Source organism: Peribacillus aracenensis (genome assembly GCF_025175645.1).
Lineage (GTDB): Bacteria > Bacillota > Bacilli > Bacillales > DSM-1321 > Peribacillus > Peribacillus aracenensis.
Window position 1 is genome coordinate 1 of the sequence record NZ_JANZMJ010000002.1, and the last position, 21,320, is coordinate 21,320.

Genomic DNA, 21,320 nt, shown 5'->3' on the forward strand with positions numbered 1-21,320 from the left:
CCTTCAGTTTATCTTCTACCGTATAAGTTGTATAGCGTTTTTCAAATGCACGTTCTCCATGATATTGGTACTGTCGAATCCAATTGAGTAATACTCCAGAGTTAACACCAACAGATTTAGCTAAGCTATTATGTCCCTCTGTTCCTTCAAGATATCTCTGTACCGCTTGTATTTTTTGTTGTGCTGTAAATTTGGCCATAAAGAAACTGCACCTCCAATTGATAGATGTGTCTAACAATTGGGGTGCAGTTCATAATGGGGTGCTTTTTTATTTTCGCTTCATGCTGCGTTTCAATTTTTTTGTAAAGCATGGAGATTAGATGAAGTTTGACAACGGTTTGGAATTTTCGAAAAATATTGAAATAAACACCAGGGGAGATTATACTCTATTTAAGGAATTTTTTCCTTAAACTATCCTAAAACAAGAGCTGTTATGTAAATTGAATGAAAAAGGGGTTGTAGTGAGTGTCTCAAACGATAATGATTCATGATTTAATCGAGGCTGTTAAAGATGAAGTGGTTGCTTGGAGAAGATATTTACATAAGTATCCGGAGCTTTCTTTCCAGGAGGAAAAAACGGCACAATTTGTTTATGAAAAGCTGCAAACTTTTGGTGAATTGGAAATTTCGCGTCCGACAAGAACGAGTATTATGGCCCGTTTGATCGGTCAGCAGCCTGGGAAGGTTATTGCACTGAGGGCAGATATGGATGCGCTTCCAATTGAAGAAGAGAATGTTTTTGACTTTGTGTCACAGAATTCTGGGGTTATGCATGCTTGCGGACATGATGGGCATACGGCGATGCTGCTTGGCACAGCAAAAATTCTTACACAGTTAAAGGATCAAGTTAAAGGGGAGGTGCGCTTTTTATTTCAGCATGCTGAGGAACTGCCGCCCGGTGGAGCTCAAGAAATGGTGAAAGCCGGTGTGCTTGATGGAGTGGATATGATCATTGGATCCCATCTCTTGTCGACTCTTCCTTTAGGGAAAATTGGTTTGGGCTACGGTCCGGTGATGGCTGGAGCTGATACTTTTAACATTACCGTGGTGGGGAAAGGGGGGCACGCCTCACAGCCTGAACTTACCGTCGATCCCATAGCGATTGGAACACAGGTTGTATCGAATCTCCAGCATATTGTTTCGAGGTATCGGGATGCCCAGGAAGCCCTTGTGATTTCAGTGACCCAGTTCCATGCGGGAAGTGCGATTAATGTCATTCCAAGTAGTGTAAGCATTGGTGGATCGGTTCGAAGCTTCAATCCAGAACTACGGGAAGAAATCCCGAATTTTATCGAGCGTATAGTAAAAGGAATTACGGAAGCGCATGGAGCCACATATGAATTCGATTATCTGTTTGGTTATGCCCCTACCATTAATGATGAAGAAGTTACCAGATTGATGGATGAAACGATCTGTGAAGTATTTGGTGAAGAAAGTCGAGAGATTTTAAAGCCAATTATGGGAAGTGAAGACTTCTCTGCTTTTCAAAAAGTGGTTCCGGGATCTTATATAGTAATAGGAGCCCGTAATGAAGAAAAAGGGATTATTTATCCTCACCATCATCCAAAATTCACTTTCGATGAACAGGCTTTACAAAATGGGGTGAAGTTATTTGTTCATGGGACTTTGAAAATGTTAAATCTAACATACTAGGGGGTTGAGAGGATGAAAAAAATATATTGGCTCGGAATTATCCCGTTTCTTGGCTTTATTGTGGGCGCCTTGTTTACAAATAAAGTGACTCCCTATGTTCTGGGAATGCCATTTTTTCATTTTTGGATTGTACTCTGGTCTGTGCTGACCACAGGTATAATGGGGGTTATTTACCTACTGGATCCGGCTAATCAGAAGGGAGATTCAAGATGAATATTGCCGTTTTTTTTATCCTGTTTTTTTTCGTCATTTCTGTTTGGATCGGTATCCAGGCTAAAAAAGGGAAAGAAATGAACTTGGAACAATGGTCGGTTGGAGGACGCGGAATGGGAGCCCTATTGATTTTCCTCTTGTCCGCTGGTGAAATGTATACAACCTTTACCTTTTTGGGTGCAAGTGGATCTGCTTATGGGGAAGGGGGTTCCATCTTTAGTATCGTATCATATGGCTGCCTGGCTACAGTGATCTCCTATTGGACATTTCCTGCTATCTGGAGGTATGCAAAGAAACACCAATTAGTTTCCCAATCTGACTTTTTTGTAAAAAAATATCAAAGTCCTTATCTTGGTGTGCTTGTTGCGGTTATAGGTGTTGTAGCCTGTACTTGCTACTTAGTGCTGCAATTGAAGGGATTAGGATATATCGTCTCAGCAACATCCTATGGGGCAATCTCTTCTACAGCTGCCATTTGGGTCGGAGCAATTGGCGTTACCATTTTTGTAATGGTTTCCGGTATTCACGGCTCTGCGAGGACAGCTATTTTGAAGGATATTCTGATTCTTGGCATTGTCATATTTTTAGGAGTTTATTTCCCACTTCATTATTATGGCGGGCTCCAACCTATGTATGAGGCAATTGAAAATGCAAAGCCGAACTATACCATACTTCCAGATCAGGGAATGAGCGTTTCGTGGTATATATCCACTGTTATATTAAGCTCTATTGGATTTTATATGTGGCCGCACGGGTTTTCTCCTATATATGCTGCCTCTAGCGAAAAAGCTTTGCGGAAAAACGCAATCCTAATGCCCATGTACCAATTGATATTATTGTTTGCCTTTTTTGTTGGATTTGCAGCGATCTTGCAGATGCCTGGATTAAAAGGCGGAGAAGCCGATCAAATCTTGCTGCAGCTATCTAAACAGGATTTTGATCCATGGTTTGTGGGCTTAATCGGTGGAACTGGCGTGTTAGCCGCTTTAGTGCCAAGTTCCATGCTCTTGATGTCCATATCAACCATGCTTGCAAAAAATGTATATAGCGTATTCACTCCATCAGCAACGGAAAAACAGATTGCAAAACTGGTAAAATACTTGGTTCCCCTAATTTCTCTCTTAGGGATTTACTTGACCTTTAAGGGTGGAAATTCCCTCTTTAGTCTCGCTCTAATCGCCTATAATTTCATTACACAACTTGCTCCTGCCTTTTTCGCAAGTTTGATGAGAAAGAATTTTGTAACCAAACATGGAGCATTTGCCGGGATAATAACAGGAGGGGTGCTAGTCTCCATTATGGAACTGGGGAACATGAAAATCAGTCAACTATTTCCTCATCTTCCTCAAGCAATTAAAGACCTGAATGTAGGAATTATTGCCCTATTTGTCAATATCGTAGTCTTGGTGGTGGTTAGCTTGATGACAAAAAACATTAATTATACTCATCAAGGTACCGATAGTTTGGAAACGACAACGGGAGGGCACAAGTTTCCAACACCAAAAGAATCAAATAGCTAACTTAACATGATTAATAATTTCACTAACGATATGATAATGAAAAATGAATGTGCTCTTTTCTAGGGGCAGTTTTGCAGGACGCTATTTACAGTTCGGATAACGCCGATGATGAATTGGGCTTTCTGGACTCAAAGTTGTCCGTGCACATATGCTTGACCGCCTTCTGCCCAATAACAAAGAAGATGGTTTACAAAAGGAACAAACCGGTCTGAATATGGCCGGTTTGTTTCAGTTAATTACTCTGTTTTGGAACTTTGATCTTTATTTCTTTTATTTCCTTTACTGTTGTCCCCACTAACAGGAGCTTGCCCGTGTAATTGCGGTGAATTTTGATTACCGCTGCCTTTATTGAATTTTTTTGTCATGTCTCACATCTCCTTTCTTTTTTCAAATACAGTTTGTCCCTTTTTGGTGATCTTATGTTTTCACTTGGTAAGAACATCAAATTCAAGTGATATTCAAACCATTGTTTCAAAAATAAAAACCTAAAATTGCCTTTCAGGATATAGGGATGCGATAAAAATATTTTGACGTACAACAAGAAAAAAACATGAACCTTGAGATGCAGCGAGGAAACGCACTTCTTTCACACTGCAGCTAAGGCCAGAGTAAGATTTTGTTGAAAAAGAGTCGTTCACCTATTCCAAACAGGTGAATATCATCACGTAATGAAGGAGGGGCAATTTAAGTGGACAATATTTCTGACAATTACCTCGTTAGAGTATATTTTTACGGGCTATTTTTGGAATGACAAAAACTGATTTTGGTATGTACCTTATGAAGGGCCTGCCGAATATTTGCTCCACAGTTACTAGCACTTGTACCATTAATTCGACATGAGAGCTTTTCTGGTTACTGTTTTTTTCTTAATTAGTGCCATTTTATTTTTCATGCTCTTTCAAAAAGGCTGTTTTCCCATACTTTGTTGCCATTTGCCAAGTAAAGCGGTGTGGTTGATTTCCCTTCCAGATGCTCGCTTTCCGCGGGGCGGGCGGTGAGCCTCCTCGGCGTGAACGCCTGTGGGGTCTCACCTGTCCAGCTGCTCCCGCAGGAGTCTCGCACTTGGGCTCCAATCAACCTTAAATCGTTTAGTTTTTAAAAACAACAATCTTTACGAAAAGAGCCTTCAAAAAAGATTATTAGCATATAATTTAAAAGTGGGACAGAGTATCTATGAGAAAATATAAAAAACAAAAGGCAGATTGATTCTGCCTTTTGTTTTTAGGTTTAAAAATTCCCCTGTTGGTCTTTCTAAACTATATTGATTATTCCTATTCATGATTAAACAAAAACCTGAGCCTATACACTATAACCAGCTTTCATTCAGCGTCCACAAATTTCAATTTCAATAGATTTGGGTGAAATTCTTTCCTGCAAAATGTACTCTAGATGTTAAACTTTTTGACTTCTTCTATATCAACGCCTATGGTTATCATTATGAATGCCAACAACAACCCGATCACCTGAACCCGGGGGAGAAGCAATTCTCAATGGTTATTTTTATGACCGTCATTACTTGTAATGTCATTTTTATTTAAAAATTCAATGATTCCATTCACCAATCCAGGGGATAAAGGTAGTTCAGGATTTGTATAGGTTGCTAAATTTCCCTTTTGATCTTCAGGGGCTTCTTTCAATACATGATTCATCTTTTCAAGTATAAGTAATTCAGAATCTTTTTTTTCATTATGTAATGCTTTTGCGTTGGTTGCCGGCACTTGAATATCTCTATTACCGTTCACGATTAGAACAGGGATGTTCAGTTCCTTTACTAATTCTTTCGGGTTATATTGAATCCATGATATCATGTAAGGTTGAACAGAAGGTCGGAATACACTTTGTAGATCAGCACTGACAGTCCCGACTTGTTTTCCTTGCTTTAGCTTTGCCAGTATATCTTTGGATTCCGTTAATAACGTCGGTGTCAGTTGCTCTTCAAGCTGTTTAATGAGTACTTGGTCAATGGGTTCCCCTGCACCCGCCAATGAAATGAATATGTCTGTTTCCGTTTTCCTTGCGGCTGCCATCCCAATTAAAGAGCCTTCACTATGGCCGATGATGCCAACTTTGGAAAAACGGCGATCCTTTTTGGCAAATTGAGCCCAAGCAGCTGCATCATCAATATATTGTTCAAATCTCAGATCCTTTTCTTTTCCTGCCAATTGCATATTTTCACCAATTCCGCGCTTATCATACCTAATGCTTGCGATACCTTTTTCTGCAAGACTCTCGGCTAACATTTTTAAACTATTATTTTTTCCGGGATTTGCAAGGGAGTTACCATCTTTATCGGTCGGACCAGAACCGGCAATTATAATCATCACAGGGAACGGCCCTTCATTTTTGGGTGTTTCCAAAAGACCTTTTATGGTTCCGTTCTTTAAGTCGGCCTGCACGATTTCACCTGTTTCTTTCTCTTCAACTGCCTGATCGGATTTCTTAAGCAATTCAAAGGGGAACGATTGCCCATTTTGAATAAATGTTCCTGAAATCCTTTCTTTATCTACTTTCCCATCAAACGTTATTTTCTGATTTTGGATATCCATATTAAAAAACAAGTCTGAATTGCTTAACTTTACGCTTGTTAAAGGGAATTCGTTCAATCCTTGTACAGGAATGCTTATCGTTCCATCTTTCTTCGTAAAATGAACAATGATTGGAAGCGGTTGATTTGGAATCTTAATATCTCCCTCCCATCTGCCTTCAATAGCTTTCAATGAGCTCACTTCCTTCGATTTCTCTTCCACCTCTACCGTGTCCTTGGTTCTGCAACCTACCATTAATACAAAAGCACTTACGATAAAACATATAATCGCCAAAGGTCTTTTCATTTGAGCAATCCCTTTCTTTAATAATTAGAGATAAACATGTAAAGTGTTTCTTTGTTTCAGCCATTCATATCCGTCTTCATTATAAGTAAGTTTTAATATATAATTCCAATATTTTCCCTTGGAATGATGTTTATTTTACCAGTTTACGCTTTTAAATATGGTGGCAGTATGGGACGTTTAAAAAAAATATCGAAGAGACATTCAATCCGATTGTCTTAATCGGGAGCGCTTAAGTCGGTTTTCTCATGGCACTCTTTTAAAGGTAAGATTAGGGCAAAATTAGAATGATTTGAATCAAACATTGACATCTAAAAGAAACTCTTTTAGAGTGGATTTGTAAATTAAATATCCTCGTTAGGTGAGGCTCCTGTGTAGGAGATACGCTACTGCCCAAAAATGTCGAAAGACGCCAATGGGTCAACAGAAACCATCGACATAAGGTGGTTTTTAATGTAGCTGGCTTTGTCCTATGCCACACAGTGCTAAAGCTCTACGAATGGAGGAACTGGATTTATGCTTGTATTTGTCATTCAGTCATATACGACTGGTTGTATTTGTCATCCAGGCAATGTACGCATATAAACCGTATTAAGCACCTTCATTTGTAATGGAGGTGCTTTTATTTTTTTCTGGAGGTGAGGATAGTGGGGAACTATTCACGACGATATATTCGAAGCTTAATGAAAATTGAATGAACACAAAGAGTTTAAGAAGGGGAATAATAATATTTTTTTTACTCTTGATATTTAAGGGAAATATTTTTGGGCTCCCCTAAAAAGGAGTGAGTGACGAAATGATAAAAATCCTGACGGAAGATCAAATGACTTTACAAATCATAAAAGTATTAAAAGAAGGAAAAAAGAAAGAATTTCAAGCAATATTAGAAGAACTCCAACCATATGACATTGCGCGAATTTTTGAGGGGCTTCCAGAAAAACATCATACACGTTTCTTGTTATTAATTGATTCAGAACAAATCGCTGAACTGATTCAAGAAGTTGAAAAGGTTCATCAATTGAAAATCCTTAGTAAATTAGGAATAGAGAAATCCGGCCATGTAATGGATCTAATGGATAATGATGATTTAGCTTCATTGTTAGAGGACCTATCCCCTGAAAAAATTGAAGAACTTCTTTCAGGTATGAAACAAGAAGAATCAAAAATCGTTCAAAATATCATGAATTATCCACCTGAAACGGCAGGGCGAATAATGACAAACCGTTTCGTATGGATACCCCAACATTATACGGTTCGAGAATCAGTTGAAAAGCTGAAAGTCTTTGCAGAGTTTTCGGAAACGATCAATTATCTTTATGTAATAGATAATGATAAAAAATTAGTAGGTGTTGTGTCATATCGGGATTTAATAATAAATGATGAATCTGAAAAAATTCAAGGTATTATGTATAGCCGGGTTATCTCCGTATCTGCTTATGAAGACCAGGAAGAGGTAGCGCGTGTTATTGAGCGATATGATTTTTTAGCAATTCCTGTAGTTGAAAAAAATAATGAGTTATTAGGAATTGTGACCGTCGATGATATCATTGATGTTGTCATTAAGGAAGCGAATGAAGATATTGAAAAATTATCGGCTTCGGGTAAAGCTATAGACTTTGATACGAAGGCGCACGTGGCCGCATATCGTCGGCTACCCTGGCTTATTTTACTTTTATTTATCGGATTAGTGTCCGGAACTATAATAAGCGGTTTTGAAGAAACATTGTCCAAAGTTGTTGCACTTGCTTTCTTCATGCCGATGATCGCAGGGATGACTGGAAATACAGGTACTCAATCTTTAGCTGTTGTTGTAAGAGGCCTAATCACTAGTGATACGGATAAAGGTGTCGTAACCAGACTTATTATACGGGAAATGAAAGTTGGATTGATAATAGGAATTACCTGTGGAATATTGATTTTCATCATTGCTTATGTTTGGCAGGGAAATCCCGTTCTGGGATTAGTGGTTGGAAGTTCGTTAGTGATGACCCTAATTATCGGGACATTAGCTGGGACCATTATTCCTTTGATATTATATAAATTCAACATAGATCCTGCCGTTGCTTCTGGTCCGCTAATTACAACACTGAATGATATACTTTCGTTACTCATTTACTTTGGAATTGCAACGATGTTTATTTCAAAATTGATGTAGATTTTCCAGTAAACCAAGTTCACATATGCTTGCAAAGTTTTTTAAAGTGTGAACTTGGTCTCAAAGATTTCAGAACAAAATGTCCATGCCGACGTTTTAAATCGGGATTATAGATAAGAAGAAAAAAAGTAGCTTCTGAGCTTGAACATTTGCCAAGCAGACTAAAAAAAGTGTATTTCAAGCTGCGGCCTTTTCCGGTATCCAAAAGGGGAAGGGCCGTTAAATTTTCCTGGGAAGCGAACCGTAGAAGTCTACGTACATGGTTTATTCTTAAACGAACATTGAAGGTAACAAAGCCATTTGCTGATGACCTTTATATGAAAGGAAAATATGGGATATAATAGGTCGTAGCAAGTTTAGGATTTTCAGGAAAGGCTACATAAAGAGTGTTATGGAAGCAATAGCCAATCATATTCTTTGACCTATGAACTTCATCAGTGATACGCTTCTTTTCGAAATTACGTATTTAAAACCAAGGAGGAACAATGATGACACAAACCAAACAGCAAATGATCACCCTGGCAAATCGTCCAAAAGGTATGCCTTCGAAAGGGGATTTTAACTTTGTTGAGAGTGACGTTCCCACACCAAAGGATAATGAAATTTTAGTACGTACACTATATTTATCTGTCGATCCATACATGCGTGGCAGAATGCAAGATACAAAATCATATATTGCTCCATTTGAATTGAATAAGGTTATCACCGGTGGAGTGGTTGCTGAAGTTGTTGAGTCCAAATCGAATTCCTTCAAACAAGGGGATGTCGTTGTCGGGAATATCGACTGGGCAGAATACACAGTAGTCACTGAAAAGGAAATCCGCGTGATTGATCCCAAGGTGGCTCCGGTCACAACTCATTTAGGGATTCTTGGAATGACCGGTTTAACTGCTTATTTTGGCTTGCTTGATATTGGTAAACCACAAGAAGGTGAAACTGTAGTGGTTTCAGGAGCGGCTGGAGCAGTTGGTTCAGCAGTCGGACAAATTGCTAAGATTAAAGGTGCGAAGGTTGTTGGCATCGCCGGTTCAGATGAAAAACTTGAGTACTTAACGAAAGAGCTCGGATTTGATGGAGCCGTAAATTATAAAAGAGATAGTTTTAAGACAGATTTGGTTAATGCTGTTCCCGATGGAGTCGATGTTTATTTCGATAATGTGGGCGGCGAGGTGTCCGATGCTGTTTTCACACTTTTGAATGCGAATGCCCGAATTCCATTATGCGGAGCGATTTCTTCCTATAATGCAGAAGGGAAAGATCTAGGACCGCGTCTGCAATCGGCGATGATCAAAACGAGTGCCCTTATGAAAGGTTTTACAGTTGGGAATTATGCCGCTAGATTCCAAGAGGGAGCTACGGATTTAGGTAAGTGGCTTCAAGAAGGAAAGTTGAAGTATGAAGAAACGATTATTGAAGGGTTCGAAAACACACCTGATGCCTTTTTAGGTTTATTTAAAGGAACGAACCTCGGTAAACAGCTTGTAAAAGTTGCGGAACCTGAATTCGCTCAACTATAAGATTATGGGAACAAAGTGGAGGCGGAATCTTGTTTGACCTTTGAAAATGAGGGCGTATTAAAAGAGCTGTTATTTCAAAAAAATCCCGTCAAACCAATAATAGAGGTCGAAGTACATCTTTTTAGCTAAATTGATGTGCTTCGACCTTTTTTTATTTGGATATAGGGGTGTCCATTCCTAATCATTTACAAAGCATGTCCTTCATGAAAGATAATCAAGCTTAGGAGTAAAAAAGAATTCTCAGGATTTTCATATGTTGGGATCAATGTCGTTTTCGGACTTTGTCGCTATGAATAACACCCGAGATAAGATAGTTATATATATTATCAATAATATCGATACTGGTCACTAACACATGAAAGGCCGTGTTTGTCTATCTGTTGAAGGGAAGACGGTGATGTTCCTTCTTGAAAGTCAAGGACTTCGATACATGTGGAAATCATACGAAAATTATGTGAAAAACAAAGGCTCTCAAGAATTACTTACCCTTTACCGTATCTTTTGTTCCATATGAAGGATATTAAAAAAGGGTCTCTATAAACATGGCTCTCGACATAATGATATGATAAAGTAAAAAGAATAGTTACCTAGGTAATCATTTGATGAAAGGAAAAATTGAAATGAGTAAAGAGAAGCAAGGGACATCTTCAAAATCTCTGAAGTTGGATGTAATACATACGACATTTAAACAGGCTTTTGAATTAAAAAAGAATCCATTTCCTTGGATAAAAGCTTTAAGTGCAGGGATAGCGGCTGCCTTACCTGTTTTCATTGGCTTATTATTCGGCAATTTAGCGTACGGTTTACTGGCAGGAATAGGCGGGTTCACTTATTTATACGTATTTAACCAACCGTATCACCAAAGAGCTAAAAAGATTTTCTTTGTGATGGTGGGTCTTGCTTTATCTGTTGTATTAGGGACACTTTTGGCTCCATACCAATTGGGAACAGCCATAATGATGGGGATCATCGGGGCAAGTGTTTTTTTTATTTTTGGTGCATTAAAGATTACCGGTCCTTCGGCGGTTTTCTTTGTCTTGAGTTTTGCGCTAGCGACAGGTATGCCCATTGATCAGACGCTTGCACCGTTGCGTGGAGGTCTTGTTTTATTGGGGGGGGCACTGGCTTGGATAATCTGTATGTTAGGTTGGTTTTTCAATCCTCATGGACCAGAAAAGCTTGCGGTGGAAAAGGTGTACAGAGAATTGGGTGCATTCTTTGATTCGCTAGGCACCCGGAGATTCAATGCAGCAAGACAAAGAACGGTATTGGCGATGAAACAAGCGGAAGATACATTGTTAGCCGGGTTTTCAAACAGGCGAAGCCCAGACATGTTAAAGCGGTTGTTTCTATTGAATGACCAGGCGAATGTCATTTTCCTGGAAGCATTGGAACTATCCTTGCACAAAAAGGTTGTGCTACCGCCAGAATTAGGACAATCGGTACGTGCCTTGGCTGACTCCATTGCATCTAAAACTAAAAATGAATCAAAGATTCTTCAGCCGGACCAAATGGAACTAGAGGTTGCAAAGCTATTCGTAGAAATTTACAATGCGGATGCCATCATGAATGAACCGGTTAGTAAAATCCACCAAGAAGCTTCAATCTCAAAGCCTTCTTTAAAAACGATTTTTCTTGGGGCGTTCGATAAGAACTCGTTTGTCTTTCTCTCTTCCGTTCGATATGGAACAGTCCTTACCATTGCCGCCATCATCGCCTATTCCGCTGATTTTAACCGTTCGTACTGGATTCCCTTATCCTGTGCAGCTGTTATGTCAGGTGCGACCATCGTTGCCACATTTCATCGTGCGGTACAAAGGACCTTCGGGACAATCATTGGACTCCTATTGGCAAGCTTAATTCTTGCATCCGTTCATAACGAGTTCATTATCGTTCTGATCATTTTGTGTTTGACAATCATTACAGAGCTTTTCATCGTACGGAATTATGGATTGGCGGCGATGTTTTTTACCCCTTCAGCTTTAATCATGGCGGAATATTCAACTCAAAGCTATAATTTTAGTTTTTTTGCGACCGTAAGAATAACCGATATCGTCGTCGGGAGCATGATAGGTCTTCTTGGATCGCTGCTAATCGGCAGTCAATCGGCCTCAAGCCTTCTCAATCATTTGATGGCCAAAACCATTCGAAGCCAGGGGCAATTTCTGTTGGTGGCGTTCTCTGGACATGATAATGGACTTGCAATCGATGAAAGCAGTGAAAGGAACAAAATGCAAACCAATATGGTTAATCTATTAACGGTCTACAATGCGGCTCTTGGTGAGATATTCAAAAACAAGGCTAGACTGGAATCTCTTTGGCCCGTAATATTTTCGATAGAACAGCTGGGATATTATTTAAATGCAAGCTTGAAATTCTCTGATCGGTCGGTACTTTCAGAGCGTGAACTTGCTCAATTACTGTATGTTTTTGAAACAATGGCAATCGCTGCAGATAAGGGACGGTCACTTACTAATAAAGAGGTTCCGGAAATTGAAGGGTACTCAAAAATCCGCCACGAAATTTTGGATCTTCAAAAAGCACTTCGGTTTAGCGGTGAAGCAACGAGTTAATCAATCTAGTGATTCTAATAAGGGAGTTCTTATTAGAATCTCATTCGTCCACTGTTAGTAAGATGAAATTGGCAGGATTATAGAAAAGTCTGTAAAAATGCCGGTTTTCATTATAAAATGTATGTACAAACAGAAAGGTGATGAACCATGTCAAACGTTGCTAAATTTCGTGATTTTTTAACTAGTGAGAAAATCTATATGAATGAGTTGAAAGAAGATGGCACCACCTTTTTTAGAGCCGAGCAAAAGTTAAAGGACGGGTGGAAGGTCCTTTTAGTATTTGCTTTCAATCAAGATGAAAATGTGGCGGACTTATTTTGCTTTAATGTTGCCGAGTTGAAGAATCCTGAAAAGAAACAGGATGTACATACACTGTTGAATGAATATAATGCTAATTTTAGGTATTCCAAGCTTTACGAAGAAAATGGGACCATTTCCATTCGGTATTCATACTCCATTGAGGGGGACATCGTACCGGATCTGGCGTTCAGGAAGTTAATCATGCTGCTTGAAACGGCACAGCAGGTCTATCCGCGGTTAATGGAAGTCATTTGGTCTTAAATCATCATATAGGATGAAAAAGTTCTCTGAATCAGGGGACTTTTAACATCTTTACTAGAGTGAATGAATATATTAACGTTACAATCCATAAATTATTAATTTTTTTTAAAAGAACTATTGCATTTTTTCACATTAAACTATATAATTAATTTTGTTAGTGATTCGACAAAGTTCTACAAGGATATGCGGGTGTAGTTTAGTGGTAAAACCTCAGCCTTCCAAGCTGATGATGAGGGTTCGATTCCCTTCACCCGCTCCAATACATACTCATAACGTAGGGTTTCGTTACCTGGAGAACGAAGCTTTGCGTTTAAATATTATTACAAGAATTCTACTGTTTACAGTGGGATTTTTTTATTGTCCCAATTAACTACATTCTATGGAAGCGGTAATACCGGATGTCATACCGTAACGAAAATCGTAGCTTTCTATTTATTGTGATCCTTCATCTGGGAGAGTGGGAATTTCGATGCAGAACAAACTTGTACTACGTTAGTAGAATCAGTTTGAATAGGTGTGTGCTTTTATTGTCCACACTGAAAAAGTTATAATTAGGTATGACCGAACGGTTGAATAAAAGGATATTCGCGCACGGGTTTTATTTATCCATATAAGTTAGGAAAAATCATGAAAAGACCCCTTCCGATTGTGGAAAGGGCTTATTTCCTTTCAATTTTAATTATCCTTCTGCAATAGAGTAAGTCCCTACACCCCCGTGGATTTCAAGGAACATGTCCATCAAGGATTTCGTTAGCTGATTTGCTTCAGTGATTGGAGTATTGGGTTGTAAATATATGATTTGGATGGCCTTTTTCGTTCCTTCGGTGACTTTCGTGCGTTCTGAATCAACGTAAGGACTTCCGAATGCGCCATCATGGTCGGCTGATGTAATCATATTTTCCATGGAATTCAAGCGGCCGTTCAATCCCTCATAACCATCTGACCCTTCGCCAATCTTTATCGAGATGTCTCCTGATAATTTGTCGGCATCATAAATGCCGATCGGAACTTCATATAACAGCGAGAAGAAGTTATTCAAATCGATGGCTGAATGGATGGGTGCCAAGTAATTCTGCTTTTTTACGCGGCGGTAAAGGGCTTCCACGGAGGGGCGATACCGTGACGGGTTTGTTCCTGTAGCCTTGAAAATCTCCCTCCACGCTTTAATGCCGGAAAAGTCGGTCAATTCCTTTTCTTCAAGGTCGAAGAAAAGTGCTTCCTGAAATAGTTGAAGTCTTCCTTTCACCATTTGCGGGGAGGGACCTACTTCGATGTTTTCATATGTAATGATCCCAACTTTGAATTCAGGGATTTTACTGCTTAGATTAGCTGATATGGTAATTTCCAACCGTTTCACCTCCAAAAATGATTGCAATTAGTTTATCATAGATAGCAATGGTTTGAAATGGATTCAAGCTTCAATGGGAATACTGAATGAAGTAGGTGATTAATATGGATATGAACTTATTCAAGCAAGAAGTGATTTTATATAGTAAGGAAATCGGCATTGATAAAATCGGCTTTACATCGGCCACGGCTTTTACCGAATTGAAAGGCAGGCTGATACGTCAACAGGAGCTGGATTATCAGTCAGGGTTTGAAGAAACCGATATAGAAAAGAGGGTAAGGCCTGAATTGATATTCGATAAACCGCAATCCATCATTTCGATTGCGCTTGCATATCCTTCGAAATTGAAGGATGCTCCGCAAAGTACAAAAAGTGAGCGACGCGGGATCTTTTGCAGGGCTTCTTGGGGAACGGATTATCATACCGTTCTTCGAAATAGATTGCAGTTACTTGAGAATTTCATTAAAGATAAAGTGCCAGGGGCATTGACGAAATCCATGGTTGATACGGGTGAATTATCAGATAGGGCAGTGGCTGAGCGTGCGGGAATTGGCTGGAGTGGAAAAAACAGTATGATCATCACTCCGGAATTCGGGTCTTATGTATATTTGGGGGACATGATTACCAACCTGCCATTTGAACCTGATCAACCGATGGAAGATCAATGCGGGACATGTAATAAATGTGTCGATGTTTGCCCGACTGGTGCGCTCGTTCAGGGCGGGCAGCTCAATTCCAAGCGTTGCATTGCATTCTTAACGCAGACAAAAGGTTTCCTTCCAGATGAGTTCAGGACGAAAATAGGCAATCGTTTGTATGGGTGTGATACATGCCAGACAGTTTGTCCGAAAAACAAAGGAATGGATTTTCATTTCCATGAAGAGATGGAACCCGACCTCGAGCTGGCGAAACCGCTGTTGAAACCACTGCTTACGATTTCAAATCGGGACTTTAAAGAGAAATACAGCCATGTATCTGGCTCTTGGCGTGGTAAAAAGCCAATCCAACGAAATGCCATTTTAGCATTGGCCCACTTCAAAGATGAAACGGCATTGCCCCAATTGATACAGGTCATGAAGGAAGATCCAAGGCCTGTAATCCGAGGAACGGCGGCATGGGCAATTGGGAAAATTGGCCGGGAGCAGGCCGTTTCCATTCTGGAGGAAGCAAGAATGAAGGAAACGGATGAAGAGGTACTGGCGGAAATTGAGAAAGGACTGCAGTTTACCTTGGAAACAAAATGATATTTAAGAGAAAGAAGCTGTCCCATAAGTCGTAAATGACTTTTGGGACAGCTTCTTTCTCTTTTTTCTAGTTATGGACATTACCACTGAGGTTAACCGGATAGCTGTCAATTTATAACCACTTAGTAGTAGTCTTTTGTAGTAAATACATTATTGAACAGAAGATAAAACCAGTATCGGTTATCAGCAGAACTTACATCCCCATAATAAGATTGCTGTTATACGGGTATATTTGTTACGGCATCTACCAATTCATACTTAAGGTGAGCTGCAGCACCGCTTATTTCGGACACTTGCCATTCTGAATAACTAGTTGTTATGCTATTCCTGTGGTGGGAATATTTATATATATAAATATATATATGTGTGGGTACCTAAAAAGAGAGATTATTGGGCTGTTAATAATCAGCAAATCGTTAGCTCTCGAAGCATGACTGTCCAAATTTAAATGACTTGAGTTCCCCCTATCCCTCTTAACGTGGAGGAAACTGGTCATCTTGTCTTTTATCTATATACAAAGTGCCATCACTTTGTATTTCAGCATAAAATACATCTTGTAGGCATACACCAAACTGCTGTAATTGCGTTTCCAACCAGCTTTGGTTTAAACTCAGTTTACTTAAATTATGAGGAACGATTTTTCCATCCACAATAATTTCTGTAGGTATGTATAATGGTTTCACATAAGTAATATCCTTTTTGGAAACACTCTGGCTATCCACTTTTTTTAAGACAGACAATTGACCATTTGGTTCTAAAACGGCATAGTTTACCTCTTGCATGGAGAATATGCTTTGTTCTCGCAATAGCATGCTAAGGTCATCCATGTTTAATTTTTCCCCTTTCAAAGCTTTCTCTAGGATCTTTCCATCTTTGATTACAATTGTAGGTTCGCCGTCAAGTATTATACGAGCTTTTGGAGATTTTAAATTAATAAAGCTTACAAGAATAGTGAGTACGGACCAACCGATTAAACTAACGAAGGCGTCAACCATATCAATACTTGTATCAATTGTGATGGAAGCAGCCACCGCGCCGATAGTGATACCTGTAATATAGTTGAAGTAAGTCAACTGACTTACTTGTTTTTTTCCCATAATTCGAGTAATCAATAGTAAAACCACAAAAGCAGCGACCACCCTACTTAACACTTCAATAATGCTCAAAATTCCCGTCTCCAATCTGGTCTAATCAGGTTAGAAAATTGTGTATTCATTCTTATGATTTCCCAATATTACTTTGATTATAATTCAGCATAAAAAAGCCATACTGTAATCGACCCATATGGAAAGGCTTCACACGTGACTTTAAAATTTATGAATGTAAGGGTTGTTTGGATTGCCCAGGGGGAAATCGTCAGGTGCATTTTAATCCCCTTCGCACATACACATTAGCATAGATGGTAAGAAGGAGGGCATGAACTTGAGGGAACAATTGCAACGCCTTTTACAAGAAAGAGTGGAGTTTTATACTTCCGATGATTTGGAGCGGAGTGAAAGGAAGTTACATTTGAAGAGGGAAATGATGAGGAACCGTGCTGCTGAAATTGTTCGGGTGAATGCGGCAGGGAAGGTGCATTCGAGGAAAAAGGAAGACAATGATACAGTCCTGACATATCATGTGCATCTGCAATATTTATTGAAACAGGAGGATTCATTTTATATAGAAGAAGAAATGGAAGAAAGGGAGGCCCGGTTTCGAAATGGGTATATAGTGGATGAACGTGAGCTTTTTCCCACATTTGAAACTGAAGAGGCACCGCCAAAATGTGATCCAGGCGCAGATCGTCTCGCATATAAATATGATCGGATGAAGGCCGTCCAATATGCCGAGCGTTGGTGGAATGAATTCAATCCGGCTTATCATAAATTCACTGATGATTGTACGAATTTCATTTCACAATGTTTACATGCGGGAGGAATACCGATGTGGGGGGCGCCAAACAAAAATAAGGGCTGGTGGATAAGGGGGAAAAGCTGGAGTTACACATGGACGACGGCCCATTCCTTATATCATCTGCTTAAAGCCGGGAATGTCATCAGGACAAAGCGGGTGGAGTCGGCCCAGGAATTGAATTTGGGTGATATCCTCTGCATAGATTTCGAAGGCGACGGACGGTTTGATCATAACTTGATTGTTACGGCGAAGGATCAGGACGGGATGCCGCTTGTGAATGCACATACGATGAACAGCCGTCACCGATATTGGACGTATGAGGATTCGACCAGGTATACACCGAACATCGTTTATAAATTCTTTGTGATTTTGGATGGAAGGTGATTGGTTTTTAGTCTTTTTTGTTTAATGCTATAATTAAGGTGAAGTTCAAACTAGAGGTGAAAATGAAGTGTCAATACATGTAGTTTTATATCAGCCACAGATTCCAGCAAATACAGGAAATATCGCAAGAACATGTGCAGGGACGGATACGTCTTTACATCTCATCCGCCCGCTCGGTTTCTCGACGGATGACAAACAGCTTAAACGGGCCGGTCTCGATTATTGGGAAAATGTAAAGATCCATTATTATGATTCGTTAGAAGAGTTTTATGAAAGAAATGCCGGCGGTGAATTTTATTACTTAACGAAGTTCGGGGAACAGCCGCATTCCAGCTTCGATTACAGTGATCAAGACAGTGAAATATACTTCATTTTTGGCCGTGAAACGACGGGTCTCCCGAAAGAGCTGATCCAAGAAAATATGGATCGTTGCCTTCGGATTCCGATGACGGATAAAGTACGTTCCCTTAATCTGTCGAACACGGCTGCCATCTTGGTTTATGAAGCACTGAGACAGCAAAATTACCGTGAATTGGATTTGAAAACAAAAGGTTGAGTTTCACTAATGTCATACTGTCATCGGGGACATTTGAGCCCCGATGATGGATATTTTACATATTCCTAAGGGGTGGGAGCATTGAATAACATTATTGAGAAGATTTTAGATCACCGTTCCATTCGTTCTTTTGAGGACAAGTTATTGTCTGAGGAGCAAATCAATACGATTGTGGAATGTGCCCAAGCGGCATCGACTTCAAGCTATATCCAAGCGTATTCAATCATAGGGGTAACCGATCCCGATAAGAAAGCCAAGCTTGCTGAACTTGCCGGACCACAATCATATGTAGAGAAGAATGGACATCTATTCGTCTTTTGCGCCGATTTATATCGTCAGGATATGGTTTCCGAAATGGAAAACACGGACCTGTCCGAATCGATTGAAAGTACGGAGAAATTCATGGTTGCCTGTATCGATGCTGCTCTTGCGGCTCAAAATGCAGCATTGGCAGCAGAATCGATGGATCTTGGCATTTGCTATATAGGCGGGATCCGGAATCATCTCCCGGAAGTGTCAGAGATTTTGAATATACCGCATCGCGTTATGCCATTATTCGGTCTAGTTGTCGGATATCCGAAAAACCGTTCGGATAAAAAGCCGCGTTTGCCGCTGGCCAATATCTATCATGAAAATGGATATCAGGAGGATAAGCAGGAGTTCATCGGACAACTTGGAGAGTATAATAAAACGATTTCCAGCTATTACGAGCAACGGACTAAAGGTAAACGAAAAGACACCTGGACCGAGCAAATGGCTGGAATGCTTGGAAAGAAAAGCAGGTTGTACATGAAAGATTACGTTGAGAAACAAGGTTTTAAGAAACATTGATTGATGAAAGTGCCTATTAGGAATATTCTTGCCTTCCCATAAAAGACCATCTTTCAAAGTCCCGAGTATGGGCCAAACGGTAAAGATCCCGGAAATGTTTCCGGGATCTTTACCGTTTTCATTTGTATACGGTTCGGCTCAAAAAATCCCGGCAGAATTTCTTCTTATATACCCATGAAATTACCATTGACAATATATATAGATAGAATTATAGTAATTAGGTAATGGATAATGATAATCATTTTCATTTGGAGTTTTTACTTATCTATTTTTCAGTAAATGGAGGTTAAAAAATGGTTCGCCTATATACAGAGAATTTAAATATTGGTTATGGTGAACGTTTAATTGTAAAAGATCTCAGTGTGGAAATTCCAGATAAAAAAATCACAACGATCATCGGTTCAAATGGATGTGGAAAATCCACACTTTTGAAAGCGATCACCAGGATCATTCCAAATCAATCAGGTTCGGTTGTTTTAGATGGAGTGAATATTTCAAAAGAAAGCACTAAGATCCTTGCAAGAAAAATGGCCATACTTCCGCAGACACCCGAGAGTGCAAGCGGATTGACGGTTGGGGAGCTCGTATCATATGGGCGTTTTCCCTATCAGAAAGGTTTTGGGCGCCTGACCCAAAAAGACTATGATGTGATCGATTGGGCACTTGAAGTGACCGGAACGAAAGACTTCAAGTTCCGTCCGGTGGATGCTCTTTCAGGAGGTCAGCGCCAGCGTGTTTGGATTGCCATGGCCCTTGCCCAGGAAACGGAAATCATTTTCCTGGATGAGCCGACCACTTATTTGGATATGGCGCATCAACTGGAGGTTCTAGAATTATTACAGAAGCTGAATGTAGAACAGGGACGTACAATCGTCATGGTTCTTCATGATTTAAACCAAGCTGCTCGCTTTGCCGACTATATCATTGCCTTAAAGGACGGGGAAATAGTCAAAGCGGGTGATTGCGAAGAAGTCATCACTCATGAAGTGCTTAAGGAAGTATTCCATATTGATGCGGTAATCGGGCGAGATCAACGAACGAACAAACCAATGTGCAGCACATATAATTTATTAAAAGGAGATTTGACAACAAATGAAAAAGATAATGATCCCGTTTATACTGCTGTTAGTGTTAATTATTAGTGCTTGTGGTAACGAGTCAGCCGAAAAAGAAAAAAGCACCGATTCAAAAAAGGAAAAATCAGGTACTATCACATATCAATCTGAAAATGGTCCTGTTGAAGTTCCGGCAAATCCTCAGCGTGTTTTAGTACTATCTTCTTTCGCAGGTAACGTAATGGCATTGGATGTTAACCTTGTAGGCGTTGATTCGTGGTCTAAAATGAACCCGAACTTTAAAGAGTTAAAAAATGTCGAGGAAGTAACGGACGAAAACCTGGAAAAAATCATCGAGTTGAATCCGGATTTAATCATTGGTTTATCAACGATTAAAAATGTTGATAAATTAAAGGAAATTGCTCCAACTGTAACGTATACATACGGAAAAGTGGACTATTTAACACAACATGTAGAAATTGGTAAACTTTTGAATAAAGAAAAAGAAGCTCAAGCATGGGTGGATGATTTCAAAAAACGGGCAAAAACAACCGGTGATGAAATTAAGGCTAAAATTGGAGAAGATGCTACCGTTTCCGTTTTCGAAAAGTTTGACAAACAGTTCTATGTATACGGCGATAATTGGGGACGTGGAACGGAAATCCTTTATCAAGAAATGAAATTGGGCATGCCTGAAAAGGTAAAAGAAACGGCATTGAAAGATGGTTACTTTGCCTTATCATTAGAAGTCCTGAAAGACTATGCCGGTGATTATGTGATTTTGAGCAATAACAAAGATCAGGACAATTCATTCCAGCAAACAGATACGTTTAAAAACATACCTGCCGTTAAAAACAATCAACTATATGAAGCTGATGCAAAAAAATTCTACTTCAATGATCCAATAACATTAGAATATCAATTAGACTTCTTTTCCAAAAGTTTTCTTGGAAAATAATACAGCGAGGGAGAGGGATTCCAATTCC

General features: G+C 39.6%; 18 protein-coding genes, 1 tRNA gene and 1 riboswitch. Of the genes, 14 read left to right on the plus strand and 5 right to left on the minus strand.

From position 1 onward, the window contains the following. A partial coding sequence (locus tag N0M92_RS02675; protein WP_260284347.1) for a transposase occupies positions 1-199 on the minus strand: 199 nt, incomplete at its 3' end. Between the two features lie 281 nt (positions 200-480). On the opposite strand from N0M92_RS02675, the gene N0M92_RS02680 reads away from it, so the two are divergent. The 3 genes from N0M92_RS02680 to N0M92_RS02690 are packed head-to-tail and all read left to right on the plus strand — an operon-like array spanning position 481 to position 3,386. Next, positions 481-1,653, plus strand: a complete 1,173-nt coding sequence (locus tag N0M92_RS02680) for a M20 family metallopeptidase (protein ID WP_260284583.1) — start codon at positions 481-483, stop codon at positions 1,651-1,653. Positions 1,654-1,665: 12 nt separating this feature from the next. After that, complete coding sequence (locus N0M92_RS02685; protein WP_192207968.1) at positions 1,666-1,866, plus strand: DUF3311 domain-containing protein; 201 nt, start codon at positions 1,666-1,668, stop codon at positions 1,864-1,866. After that, complete coding sequence (locus tag N0M92_RS02690; protein WP_260284348.1) at positions 1,863-3,386, plus strand: sodium:solute symporter family protein; 1,524 nt, start codon at positions 1,863-1,865, stop codon at positions 3,384-3,386. The genes N0M92_RS02685 and N0M92_RS02690 overlap by 4 nt, the downstream gene beginning before the upstream one ends. Before the next feature lie 236 nt (positions 3,387-3,622). Here N0M92_RS02690 and N0M92_RS02695 read toward each other — a convergent pair whose 3' ends face one another. Together N0M92_RS02695 and N0M92_RS02700 are read right to left on the minus strand one after the other, a co-directional pair. Continuing rightward, the gene (locus N0M92_RS02695) at positions 3,623-3,751 is read right to left on the minus strand and encodes a hypothetical protein (protein ID WP_260284349.1); all 129 of its coding nucleotides are present in this window, start codon (positions 3,749-3,751) and stop codon (positions 3,623-3,625) included. Between the two features lie 1,122 nt (positions 3,752-4,873). After that, complete coding sequence (locus tag N0M92_RS02700) at positions 4,874-6,217, minus strand: alpha/beta hydrolase family protein (protein WP_260284350.1); 1,344 nt, start codon at positions 6,215-6,217, stop codon at positions 4,874-4,876. 343 nt (positions 6,218-6,560) lie between these two features. After that, a riboswitch (M-box (ykoK) riboswitch) is annotated at positions 6,561-6,726 on the plus strand. Positions 6,727-7,010: 284 nt separating this feature from the next. On the opposite strand from N0M92_RS02700, the gene mgtE reads away from it, so the two are divergent. The 5 genes from mgtE to N0M92_RS02725 all read left to right on the plus strand — a co-directional run bounded on the left by mgtE (position 7,011) and on the right by N0M92_RS02725 (position 13,279). Then, positions 7,011-8,369 carry a magnesium transporter gene (mgtE, locus tag N0M92_RS02705; RefSeq protein WP_260284351.1) on the plus strand — a complete coding sequence of 453 codons (1,359 nt, stop codon included), beginning with the start codon at positions 7,011-7,013 and terminating at the stop codon, positions 8,367-8,369. Positions 8,370-8,857: 488 nt separating this feature from the next. Next, positions 8,858-9,886, plus strand: a complete 1,029-nt coding sequence (locus N0M92_RS02710; RefSeq protein ID WP_260284352.1) for an NADP-dependent oxidoreductase — start codon at positions 8,858-8,860, stop codon at positions 9,884-9,886. 620 nt (positions 9,887-10,506) lie between these two features. Continuing rightward, positions 10,507-12,459, plus strand: a complete 1,953-nt coding sequence (locus N0M92_RS02715) for an FUSC family protein (protein WP_260284353.1) — start codon at positions 10,507-10,509, stop codon at positions 12,457-12,459. A 147-nt stretch (positions 12,460-12,606) separates the two neighbouring features. After that, positions 12,607-13,020: a YbjN domain-containing protein gene (locus N0M92_RS02720; RefSeq protein ID WP_260284354.1), complete on the plus strand. Its 414-nt coding sequence runs from the start codon at positions 12,607-12,609 to the stop codon at positions 13,018-13,020. A 185-nt stretch (positions 13,021-13,205) separates the two neighbouring features. Further along, positions 13,206-13,279: transfer RNA gene (locus N0M92_RS02725), tRNA-Gly, on the plus strand. Positions 13,280-13,699: 420 nt separating this feature from the next. On the opposite strand, the gene N0M92_RS02730 is transcribed toward N0M92_RS02725, so the two are convergent. After that, positions 13,700-14,368, minus strand: a complete 669-nt coding sequence (locus tag N0M92_RS02730) for a B3/B4 domain-containing protein (protein WP_260284355.1) — start codon at positions 14,366-14,368, stop codon at positions 13,700-13,702. Positions 14,369-14,472: 104 nt separating this feature from the next. Here N0M92_RS02730 and queG point away from each other — a divergent pair, with 104 nt between their 5' ends. Beyond that, positions 14,473-15,612 (plus strand): tRNA epoxyqueuosine(34) reductase QueG, encoded by a 1,140-nt coding sequence (gene queG / locus N0M92_RS02735; RefSeq protein WP_260284356.1) that lies wholly within the window; start codon positions 14,473-14,475, stop codon positions 15,610-15,612. 473 nt (positions 15,613-16,085) lie between these two features. On the opposite strand, the gene N0M92_RS02740 is transcribed toward queG, so the two are convergent. Further along, a complete protein-coding gene (locus N0M92_RS02740; RefSeq protein ID WP_260284357.1) occupies positions 16,086-16,778 on the minus strand; it encodes a DUF421 domain-containing protein in 693 nt (230 codons plus the stop codon). 256 nt (positions 16,779-17,034) lie between these two features. Here N0M92_RS02740 and N0M92_RS02745 point away from each other — a divergent pair, with 256 nt between their 5' ends. The 5 genes from N0M92_RS02745 to N0M92_RS02765 all read left to right on the plus strand — a co-directional run bounded on the left by N0M92_RS02745 (position 17,035) and on the right by N0M92_RS02765 (position 21,292). Next, positions 17,035-17,892 (plus strand): amidase domain-containing protein, encoded by an 858-nt coding sequence (locus tag N0M92_RS02745; RefSeq protein WP_260284358.1) that lies wholly within the window; start codon positions 17,035-17,037, stop codon positions 17,890-17,892. A gap of 67 nt (positions 17,893-17,959) precedes the next feature. Next, the gene (trmL, locus tag N0M92_RS02750; RefSeq protein ID WP_098370923.1) at positions 17,960-18,448 is read left to right on the plus strand and encodes a tRNA (uridine(34)/cytosine(34)/5-carboxymethylaminomethyluridine(34)-2'-O)-methyltransferase TrmL; all 489 of its coding nucleotides are present in this window, start codon (positions 17,960-17,962) and stop codon (positions 18,446-18,448) included. An 81-nt stretch (positions 18,449-18,529) separates the two neighbouring features. After that, positions 18,530-19,279, plus strand: a complete 750-nt coding sequence (gene nfsA, locus N0M92_RS02755) for an oxygen-insensitive NADPH nitroreductase (protein ID WP_260284359.1) — start codon at positions 18,530-18,532, stop codon at positions 19,277-19,279. Positions 19,280-19,572: 293 nt separating this feature from the next. Then, positions 19,573-20,421 carry an ABC transporter ATP-binding protein gene (locus N0M92_RS02760; protein ID WP_192203431.1) on the plus strand — a complete coding sequence of 283 codons (849 nt, stop codon included), beginning with the start codon at positions 19,573-19,575 and terminating at the stop codon, positions 20,419-20,421. Beyond that, positions 20,372-21,292: an iron-hydroxamate ABC transporter substrate-binding protein gene (locus tag N0M92_RS02765; protein WP_260284360.1), complete on the plus strand. Its 921-nt coding sequence runs from the start codon at positions 20,372-20,374 to the stop codon at positions 21,290-21,292. Before N0M92_RS02760 ends, N0M92_RS02765 begins: the two co-directional genes overlap by 50 nt. Positions 21,293-21,320: the final 28 nt, after the last annotated feature.